Raw genomic sequence first — 10292 nt, forward strand, 5'->3', positions numbered from 1 at the left:
TCATGTCAGATCGCGTCATCCTGGCGTACTCCGGCGGTCTGGACACCTCGGTGGCCATCAGCTGGATCGGCAAGGAGACCGGCCGCGAGGTGGTGGCGGTGGCGATCGACCTCGGCCAGGGCGGCGAAGACATGGAGGTGGTGCGCCAACGCGCGCTGGACTGCGGCGCCGTCGAGGCGGTCGTCGTCGACGCGCGTGACGAATTCGCCGAACAGTACTGCCTGCCCACCATCTTGAACAATGCGCTCTACATGGACCGCTACCCGCTGGTCTCGGCGATCAGCCGGCCGCTGATCGTCAAGCATTTGGTGGCGGCGGCGCGCGAGCACGGCGGCAGCACCGTCGCGCACGGCTGCACCGGCAAGGGCAACGACCAAGTCCGGTTCGAAGTCGGATTCGCTTCACTGGCACCGGATTTGGAGGTCCTTGCGCCGGTCCGTGACTACGCGTGGACGCGTGAGAAAGCGATCGCGTTCGCCGAGGAGAACGCCATCCCGATCAACGTCACCAAGCGCTCCCCGTTCTCCATCGACCAGAACGTGTGGGGCCGCGCGGTGGAGACCGGCTTCCTCGAGCACCTGTGGAATGCGCCCACCAAAGACATCTACGCCTACACCGAAGACCCGACCGTCAACTGGAACACGCCCGACGAGGTGATCGTCGGCTTCGAGGGCGGCGTCCCGGTGTCCATCGACGGCAACCGCGTGTCGATGCTGCAAGCCATCGAGGAGCTCAATCGCCGCGCCGGCGCGCAGGGGGTGGGACGCCTGGACGTCGTCGAGGACCGGCTGGTGGGCATCAAGAGCCGCGAGATCTACGAGGCGCCCGGAGCCATGGTGCTCATCACCGCGCACACCGAACTCGAGCACGTCACCCTGGAACGCGACCTGGGCCGGTTCAAGCGCACCACCGACCAGCGGTGGGCCGAACTGGTATACGACGGGCTGTGGTACTCGCCGCTGAAGATCGCGCTGGAAAGTTTCGTCGCCAAGACCCAGGAGCACGTCTCCGGCGAGGTGCGCCTGGTGCTGCACGGCGGTCACATCGCGGTCAACGGCCGGCGCAGCGCGGAGTCGCTGTACGACTTCAACCTGGCCACCTACGACGAAGGCGACTCCTTCGACCAGTCCGCGGCCAAGGGTTTCGTGTACGTACACGGGTTGTCGTCCAAGCTGGCCGCCCGCCGGGATCTGCGGTGAGGATCTCCGCCGCGAGCAGACACAAAGTCGCACATTACGGCCCACTTTGGTACGAGTCTGCGTCTGCTCGCCGGGCGAAGGTGACCTCGTGAGCACCAACCAGGGGTCGCTGTGGGGCGGGCGGTTCGCCGGTGGTCCCTCCGACGCGCTGGCCGCGCTGAGCAAGTCCACCCACTTCGACTGGGTCCTGGCGCCCTACGACATCACCGCCTCCCGCGCCCACACCGTGGTCTTGTACCGCGCGGGGCTGCTCACCGACGAGCAACGGGACGGACTGCTGGCCGGATTGGACAGCCTGGCCCAGGATGTCGCCGACGGCAGCTTCGGCCCGCTGGTCACCGACGAAGATGTGCACGCCGCGCTGGAGCGGGGGCTGATCGAGCGGGTCGGCCCTGACCTCGGCGGCCGGCTCCGGGCCGGCCGGTCCCGCAATGACCAGATAGCGACCCTGTTCCGGATGTGGCTGCGCGACGCGGTACGCCGTGTCGCCGCCGGTGCGCTCGACGTCGTCACCGCACTGGCCGACCAGGCCGCCGCCCACCCCGAAGCCATCATGCCGGGCAAGACGCATCTGCAGTCCGCCCAGCCCATCCTGCTGGCCCACCATCTGCTCGCCCACGCCCACCCGCTGCTGCGCGACGTCGACCGGATCGTCGACTTCGACAAACGCGCGGCGGTCTCCCCGTACGGATCGGGCGCCCTGGCCGGGTCGTCGCTGGGCCTGGACCCCGACGCCATCGCCGCCGATCTCGGGTTCACCACCGCCGCCGAGAATTCCGTCGACGCGACCGCCGCCCGGGATTTCGCCGCCGAAGCCGCGTTCGTGTTCGCCATGATCGCCGTCGACCTGTCGCGGCTCGCCGAGGACATCATCGTGTGGAGTTCGACGGAATTCGGCTATGTGCGGCTGCATGATTCCTGGTCCACCGGCAGCTCGATCATGCCGCAGAAGAAGAACCCGGATATCGCCGAACTCGCCCGCGGCAAGTCCGGGCGACTGATCGGCAATCTGGCCGGCCTGCTGGCAACCCTGAAGGCGCAGCCGCTGGCCTACAACCGCGACCTGCAGGAGGACAAGGAGCCGGTATTCGACTCGGTGGCGCAGCTGGAATTGTTGCTGCCTGCCATGGCCGGTCTGGTCGCCAGCCTGACGTTCGACGTCGAGCGGATGGCCGCGTTGGCTCCGGCCGGCTACACCTTGGCCACCGACATCGCGGAATGGCTTGTGCGACAAGGTGTTCCGTTCCGTTCCGCGCATGAGGCGGCGGGCGCCGCGGTGCGGGTCGCCGAGCAGCGCGGTGTCGGGCTGCCGGAGTTGACCGACGACGAACTGGCCGCCATCAGCCCCGAGCTGACGCCGCAGGTGCGGGAGGTGCTGACCATCGAGGGCTCGGTGTCGTCGCGGGATTCCCGCGGCGGGACTGCCCCGGCTCAGGTCGCCAAGCAGCTGGACGCGGTACGGGTCACCGCTCAACGGCTGGGTGAACAGCTGAGGCGCTGACCGGCGTCGCTGCTTTGTCGGTCTGCGGCCGCCCGACTAAACTTCAACCTTTATGGCAAGCGGGTTGAACCGGTCGGCCTGGATGATCGTCACCAAGGGGTGGATCCAATGAGCGTCATTTCAGGCGTATTCGGTGCACTGCCGCCCTATCGGTATTCCCAGAGAGAGCTGACTGACTTCTTCGTCAGCATTCCCGATTTCCACGACTACGAAGACATCGTCCGGCAGCTGCACACCAGCGCCAAGGTCAACAGCCGCCACCTGGTCCTGCCGATCGAGACCTATCCCACGCTGACCGACTTCGGCCGCGCCAACTCCATCTTCATCGAAAAGGCGGTCGACCTGGGCTGCCAAGCGCTCCTGGGCGCCTTGGAAGAGGCCGGGCTGCAACCCCAGGACCTCGACGTGCTGATCACCACGACGGTCACCGGATTGGCGGTGCCGTCGCTGGATGCCCGCATCGCCGGAAAGCTCGGTCTGCGACCGGATGTGCGCCGGGTCCCGCTGTTCGGCTTGGGCTGCGTGGCCGGCGCGGCGGGGGTAGGCCGACTGCACGACTACCTGCGCGGCGCGCCGGACGGCATCGCGGCGCTCATTTCGGTCGAGCTGTGTTCGCTGACCTACCCCGGATACAAACCCTCGGTGGCCGGCCTGGTAGGCAGCGCGCTGTTCGCCGACGGAGCCGCCGCCGTGGTGGCCGTCGGCGAGCGTCGCGCCGAGCAGATCGACGCGCGCGGACCCGCCATCATCGACTCGCGCAGCAATCTCTATCCCGACTCGCTGCGCACCATGGGCTACGACGTCGGCGCCGCCGGATTCGAACTGGTCCTGTCCAAGGACCTGGCCCAAGTCGTCCGGCAATATCTGGCCGACGACATCAACGGCTTCCTGTCCGTGCACGGCCTGACCACCGACGACGTCGGCGCGTGGGTCACCCATCCCGGCGGCCCCAAGATCATCGAAGCGATCACCGAGAGCCTTGACTTGCCCCCGGACGCATTGGAATTGACCTGGCGCTCGTTGAGCGAGATCGGCAACCTGTCGTCGGCGTCGGTGCTGCACGTGCTGCGCGACACCCTTGCCAAACCACCACCGAGCGGCAGCCCGGGACTGATGATCGCGATGGGCCCCGGATTCTGTTCCGAGCTTGTGTTGCTGCGCTGGCCCTGATGTGCCGCAGGCAACGCCGAGGCATCCGTTGCCGGTTCGGTTGAGCAGTACGAGAGGCTGGGTTGGATGAACAGCACTCAAGACGAACTGGTCAGGGCGCTGCGGGCAACGCTGAAGGAAAACGAGCGGCTCAAGCGTGAAAACCGCGAATTCCTGGCGCGAACCGACATCGCGATCGTCGGCATGGGGTGCCGCTACCCTGGTGGCGTCGATTCACCCGACGCGCTGTGGGAGATGGTCGCGACCGGCCGCGACGTCGTCTCCGAGTTCCCCGCTGACCGCGGCTGGGAGCTGGCGAATCTGTTCGACTCCGACCCCGACGCGATCGGTAAGTCATACGCCAGGGCCGGCGGATTCCTGGCTGACGTAGCCGGTTTCGACAACACCTTCTTCGGCATCGCACCCAGCGAAGCGCTGGCAATGGATCCACAACAGCGGCTGCTGCTGGAGGTGGCGTGGGAAGCGTTGGAGCGCAGCGCAATTGACCCGCTGCGCCTGAAGGGCTCGCCAGCGGGCGTATTCACCGGAATTTTCCACGGCTCCTACGGTGGTCAGGGCAGAATGCCCGGTGATCTGGAGCGCTACGGGCTGCGCGGTTCGACGCTCAGTGTGGCGTCCGGACGAGTGGCCTACGTGCTCGGGTTGGAAGGCCCCGCGGTGTCGGTGGACACCGCGTGCTCGTCGTCGTTGGTGGCGTTGCACTTGGCGGTTCAGTCCTTGCGGTCGGGTGAATGTGACCTGGCGTTGGCCTGCGGCGTGACGGTCATGGCCACCCCGGCGTTCTTCGTCGACTTCAGCCGGCAGCGGGCGGTGTCTGCCGACGGGCGGTGTAAGGCGTACGCGGGCGCGGCCGACGGAACCGGGTTCGCCGAGGGTGTGGGTGTTTTGGTGGTGGAGCGGTTGACCGATGCCCAGCGGTTGGGGCATCCGGTGTTGGCTGTGGTGCGCGGGACGGCGGTCAACCAGGACGGTGCCTCCAACGGCTTGGCCACGCCCAATGGTCCGGCGCAGCAGCGGGTGATTCGGGCGGCGCTGGCCGGTGCGCGGTTGGGTCCGGCGGACGTCGACGTGGTGGAAGGGCATGGCACCGGCACCACGTTGGGGGATCCCATTGAGGCCCAAGCGCTTTTGGCGACGTACGGGCAAAGCCGTCCGGCGGACCGGCCCCTGTGGTTGGGGTCGATCAAATCCAACATGGGCCATACCTCGGCGGCGGCCGGGGTGGCCGGGGTGATCAAAATGGTGCAGGCGATACGGCATGGCCTGCTGCCGCAGACCTTGCACGTGGACGTGCCCACGCCGCATGTGGATTGGTCGGCGGGCGCGGTGTCATTGCTCACCGAGCCACGTCCGTGGCCGGCGGTGGATCGGCTGCGGCGGGCGGGCGTGTCGTCATTCGGCATCAGCGGCACCAACGCACACGTCATCATCGAACAGGCCCCCACTGACACCAATGACGTTGTCCGGCAGCATAGCCCAGTGCACAACGCCGTGCCGTGGGTGGTGTCGGGTCGATCGGCCGACGCGCTGGCCCGCCAGGCCGCACGGTTACGGGCCTGGGTCGGTGAGCGTCCCGAGCTTGAATCTGCCGATGTGGGGTGGTCACTGGTCACCACCCGCTCGGTGTTTGAGCACCGGGCCGTGGTGGTGGGCAGCGACCGGGACCAGCTGCTGGCCGGCTTGGCCTCGTTGGCCGCCGGCGAGCCGGGTAACGGGGTGGTGGTCGGTCGCGCGCGCTCGGCCGGCAAGACCGTGTTCGTGTTTCCGGGACAGGGCTCGCAGTGGATCGGGATGGGCGCCGAATTACTCGATGCGGCACCCGTCTTCGCCGAGCAGATGCAGCGGTGCGGCAAAGCGCTCGGGGAGTACGTGGACTGGTCACTGCTCGATGTGATCCGGGGCGCGCCCGGCGCACCGAGTCTGGACCGGGTCGATGTGGTGCAACCGGTCCTGTGGGCGGTCATGGTGTCGCTGGCCGAGCTGTGGCGCTCGATGGGTGTGCGTCCCGACGCTGTGATCGGGCATTCGCAAGGAGAGATCGCGGCCGCCTACGTGGCCGGTGCGCTGTCGCTGGAAGACGCCGCGCGGGTGGTCGCGCTGCGCAGCCGGCTCCTGGTGCGGTTGTCGGGTGCCGGTGGCATGGTGTCGCTGGCCTGCCCGGAGCGCCAGGCGTTGCAGCTGATTACTCAGTGGGGCGATCGAGTGAATATTGCTGCGATCAACGGTGTTTCGGCGGTCGCGGTCGCGGGCGACGTCACCGCCTTGGCCGAACTGGTGCAGCGCTGCGAGGCAGACAACATCCGCGCCCGCTGGATCGACGTGGACTACGCATCGCATTCGGCGCAGGTGGACGCGATTCGTGCGCCCCTGACCGAGGCGCTGGCCGGCCTTGCGCCGCGGCCTTCACCGATCACGTTCGTCTCCACCGTTACCGGGGCTCCCATGGGCACCGCCGGATTGGATGCCAACTACTGGTTCCGCAGCATCCGGCAGCCAGTTCACTTCGAGAGAGCCATTCGCTACGCCCGTGACGGCGGGTATCGCGTGTACATCGAATGCAGTGCGCACCCGGTATTGATCGCCGGCATCGAAGAGACCCTGGCCGGCGCGGCGAGCGGTGGCGCCGGGGAGCCCGTCGTCATCCCTACCCTGGGCCGCCACGATGGTGGGCTGCAACGATTCTGGTCATCGGTCGGGCAAGCTCATGTCACCGGTGTGCCAGTGGACTGGCCGGCCGCATACGCCGGTCTTGGCGCACAGCGCGTCGAGTTGCCCACCTACGGCTTTGCGCGCCAACGGTTCTGGCTGGTTGAGGAGCGTTCCGCCGATGTCAGCGGTGTGGGGTTGTCGCAGGCGCACCATCCGCTGTTGGGCGCGTTGGTGGAGCGGCCCGACGACGGCGGGCTGGTGCTGACGGGCCGGCTCTCGGTGAGCGCGCACGCCTGGTTGGCCGATCATGCGGTGTCCGGGGTGGCACTGTTTCCGGCTGCCGGGTTCGTGGAATTGGCGCTGCGGGCCGGCGATGAGGTCGGCTGCCGCGCGGTCGAGGAATTGACGATGGTGACGCCGCTGGTGTTGCCCAGCGGCGGCGCCCGGATACAGGTTGTGCTCGATGCGGCGACCGAGACGGGCACCCGCGCGGTATCAGTGTATTCGTCTGCGGCTCAGCAAGATTCGGGATGGACATTGCACGCCCAAGGCCTCCTGGCCGGGCCCGCGGTGCCCGCCGCCGCCGACTTGTCGGTGTGGCCGCCGGCAGGTGCCCAGCCGGTGGACATCGCCGACGCCTACGGCGTGCTGGCGGCGCGCGGCTACGAGTACGGGATGGCGTTTCGCGGCCTGCGCGCGGTATGGCGCCGGGAGAGCGAAGTGTTCGCGGAGGTGGCAATACCCGAGGGCCTCGCGGTCGGCGGTTTCGGTATCCATCCCGCGGTGCTGGACGCAGCCTTGCACGCCTGGGTGGCGACCGAACCGGAGCCGCAGACGGTGTTGCCGTTTTCGTGGCAGGGAGTCAGCCTCCACGCGGCGGAAGCCTCGCGGGCTCGGGTGCGGTTGGCCCCGGCGGGCACGGATGCGGTCTCGGTGGAACTCGCCGACGGATCGGGTCTTCCGGTGCTGACGGTGCGGCAACTGACCGTTCGCCCGGTAACCGCGCAGACGCTGTCGGCCGCGGCTACCGGCGTCGCCGGGCTGTTCGAGGTCGCCTGGTCACCGGCGCCGTCGCCGGACACCGCGAGTGGCGGTCCCGTTAAGCAATGGAACGTCAGCGCCGCGCGCGACGGGGCGCTGCGCTCGGTCTATCAGGCTGTGCACGAGGCGCTGACTGCGGTGCAGTCGTGGCTGCGCAGCGACGACGCCGGGGTGATGGCGATCGTCACGCGGGGGGCGGTGGCGCTCGGCGGCGAAGACATCACCGATCTTGCGGGTGCGGCGGTATGGGGCCTGGTGCGCTCGGCGCAAGCCGAGCACCCCGGTCGGCTCATGCTGGTCGATTCAGACGGATCGGTGGATCTGGCGTCGGTTTTGGGTTGCGGTGAGCCGGCGTTGGCCGTGCGTTGCGGTGTGCCCTACGCGGCGCGGTTGGTCGCCACGAAGGCGTTGCTCGACCTGCCGGCCGGTTCCGCTAATTGGCGGCTCGCCGTCGGCGGCGGCGGGACCCTCGAGGACGTGGTGGTGGCCCGATCCGCTCGGGTCGCGTTGGCGGCCGGGCAGGTACGGGTGTCGGTGTCGGCGGTGGGCGTCAACTTCCGGGATGTCCTGGTTGCGTTGGGGATGTACCCCGGTGGCGGTGAGTTGGGCGTGGAAGGTGGCGGCGTAGTCGTCGAGGTAGGGCCCGCGGTCGACGGGCTGGTCGTGGGTGACGCGGTCATGGGGCTGCTCGGGGTGGTCGGCTCTGAGGCGGTCGTCGATCAGCGGTTGGTGACCAGGGTGCCGGCAGGATGGTCGTTGGTGCAGGCCGCCGGGGTGCCGGTGGTCTACCTGACGGCGATGTACGGCTTGTCGATGCTGGGGGAATTGCGGGCCGGGGAGAAGGTGTTGGTGCACGCCGCCACGGGCGGAGTGGGCATGGCCGCCGTCGCGCTGGCTCGGCACTGGGGGGCGGAGGTGTTCGCCACGGCCAGTCGTCCCAAGTGGGACACGTTGCGCGCGATGGGGTTTGACGAAGACCACATCGCCGACTCGCGGACGTGTGAGTTCGAGGAGAAGTTCGGCGCGGTCGCCGGCAGGGTCGATGTGGTGCTCAACTCCTTGGCGGGGGAATTCGTCGACGCCTCGCTGCGCTTGGTGGGCCCGGGTGGCCGATTCGTCGAGATGGGCAAGACCGACATCCGTGATCCGCAGTGGGTGGCGGCCCACCATGACGGAGTGCGGTATCAGGCGTTCGACTTGATCGATGCTGGGCCGCAACGCATCGCGTCGATGTTGGCCGAGATCGTCGGGTTGTCGGAAGCCGGTGTGCTGGCCCCGCTCCCGGTGACGACGTTCGATGTGCGGTGTGCGCGGGAGGCTTATCGCTATGTCAGTCAGGCCCGTCATGTCGGCAAGGTCGTCCTGACCGTCCCGGCGGCCCCGGACGATCAGGTCAGCAGTGGGGCCGGCGCGGGACTGGCCGGCGGTACGGTGCTCATCACCGGGGGGACCGGGATGGCCGGCGCGGCGGTGGCCCGTCACTTGGTGCAGCGGTACGGCGTTGCCGGCGTCGTGCTGGTGAGTCGCAGTGGCAGGCAGGCCGAGGGTGCCGAGCAGTTGGTGGCGCAACTCAGTCAGGACAGCGCGGCAGTGCAGGTGGTCACCTGCGATGTGGCGGATCGTGAGGCGGTTACGAACCTGGTGGCGAGTCTGCCGGATCTGCGTGGTGTCTTTCATGCCGCCGGCGTATTGGACGACGCGGTGATCACCGGGTTGACGGCCGAGCAGGTCGACGCGGTGTTGCGCGCCAAGGTGGACGGCGCGTGGCATCTGCACACAGCGACCGCGCACCTGAATCTCTCGGCATTCGTGCTGTTTTCATCGATGGCGGGTGTTGTGGGCACCCCCGGTCAGGCAAATTACGCGGCAGCCAACGCGTTCCTGGACGGGTTGGCAGTTCATCGGCGCTCGCAGGGACTGGCCGGACTTTCGGTGGCCTGGGGACTGTGGGAGCAGGCGTCGGCGATGACCCGCCACCTGGGTGAGCGGGATAAAGCCCGGATGGTGCAAATCGGTTTGGCGCCGTTGACGACCGAGCAGGCGCTGCGACTGTTGGACACCGCTCTGCTAACCGACCGTCCGATGCTGGTGGCCGCTCGGGTGGACACGGCGGCGCTGGCCAGCAGCGGTACGCCGGTTCCACCGCTGCTGCACAACGTGGTCACCGGTCCGGTGCGGCGGGTCATCGACCAGATCGAACCCGATACCTCGAAGACGGTGTTGGCCTCTCGACTGCAGGGAATGCGGCCAGAGCAGCGGCAGCGCGAATTGGTGGAGCTGATATGCAGCCATGCGGCGACCGTGCTCGGGCACTCCAGCGTCACCGACGTCAACGCCCGCTTCCAAGAGTTGGGGTTCGACTCCCTGACCGCCGTTGAACTGCGTAACCGGCTTAAAACTGCCACCGGACTGACGCTTTCGCCCACGTTGATCTTCGACTATCCGACTCCGGTGGCGCTGGCTGATCTGCTGGACACGCGGTTGGCCGCCACCCCCGGCGACCAAGCCGAGCAGCGCGCGCGGGGCGACGACATTGCCCGCGAACTCGAAGCGCTGCTCAACCGCCCCGACTGGGACCCGGAGGAAAAGGCGAAGTTGTCCGCTCGTATCCAAAGCCTGTTGATCGACCTTGATCCATACCCAGACTCGCTTGACGATGACCTCGAAACAGCAAGTGAAAGTGAGCTTTTCGCGATCATCGACGAAGAGCTGGGCAACTGATGACCCGACCA

The 10292-nt window shown here is 67.9% G+C and carries 4 protein-coding genes; all 4 read left to right on the forward strand.

The genetic code is table 11. From position 1 onward, the window contains the following. Positions 1-2: 2 nt before the first annotated feature. The 4 genes from I2456_RS12260 (at position 3) to I2456_RS12275 (ending at position 10281) form a co-directional block, all read left to right on the forward strand. Entirely contained in the window at positions 3-1199 is a 1197-nt protein-coding gene (locus I2456_RS12260; RefSeq protein ID WP_068026193.1) for an argininosuccinate synthase, read from the forward strand. 88 nt (positions 1200-1287) lie between these two features. After that, on the forward strand, positions 1288-2700 hold the full coding sequence (argH, locus tag I2456_RS12265) for an argininosuccinate lyase (RefSeq protein ID WP_085073116.1): 1413 nt from the start codon (positions 1288-1290) through the stop codon (positions 2698-2700). A gap of 108 nt (positions 2701-2808) precedes the next feature. Continuing rightward, positions 2809-3870 carry a type III polyketide synthase gene (locus tag I2456_RS12270; protein ID WP_085073115.1) on the forward strand — a complete coding sequence of 354 codons (1062 nt, stop codon included), beginning with the start codon at positions 2809-2811 and terminating at the stop codon, positions 3868-3870. Positions 3871-3936: 66 nt separating this feature from the next. After that, on the forward strand, positions 3937-10281 hold the full coding sequence (locus I2456_RS12275; protein ID WP_085073114.1) for a type I polyketide synthase: 6345 nt from the start codon (positions 3937-3939) through the stop codon (positions 10279-10281). Positions 10282-10292 lie beyond the last annotated feature (11 nt).

The organism is Mycobacterium kubicae (assembly GCF_015689175.1).
In the GTDB taxonomy this organism is placed as follows: domain Bacteria; phylum Actinomycetota; class Actinomycetes; order Mycobacteriales; family Mycobacteriaceae; genus Mycobacterium; species Mycobacterium kubicae.

Excerpts from the sequence above, each read along its gene's own strand:
- I2456_RS12275 (WP_085073114.1), top strand. The coding sequence starts at position 3,937 with ATGAACAGCACTCAAGACGAACTGGTCAGGGCGCTGCGGGCAACGCTG.
- I2456_RS12260 (WP_068026193.1), top strand. The coding sequence starts at position 3 with ATGTCAGATCGCGTCATCCTGGCGTACTCCGGCGGTCTGGACACCTCG.
- I2456_RS12270 (WP_085073115.1), top strand. The coding sequence starts at position 2,809 with ATGAGCGTCATTTCAGGCGTATTCGGTGCACTGCCGCCCTATCGGTAT.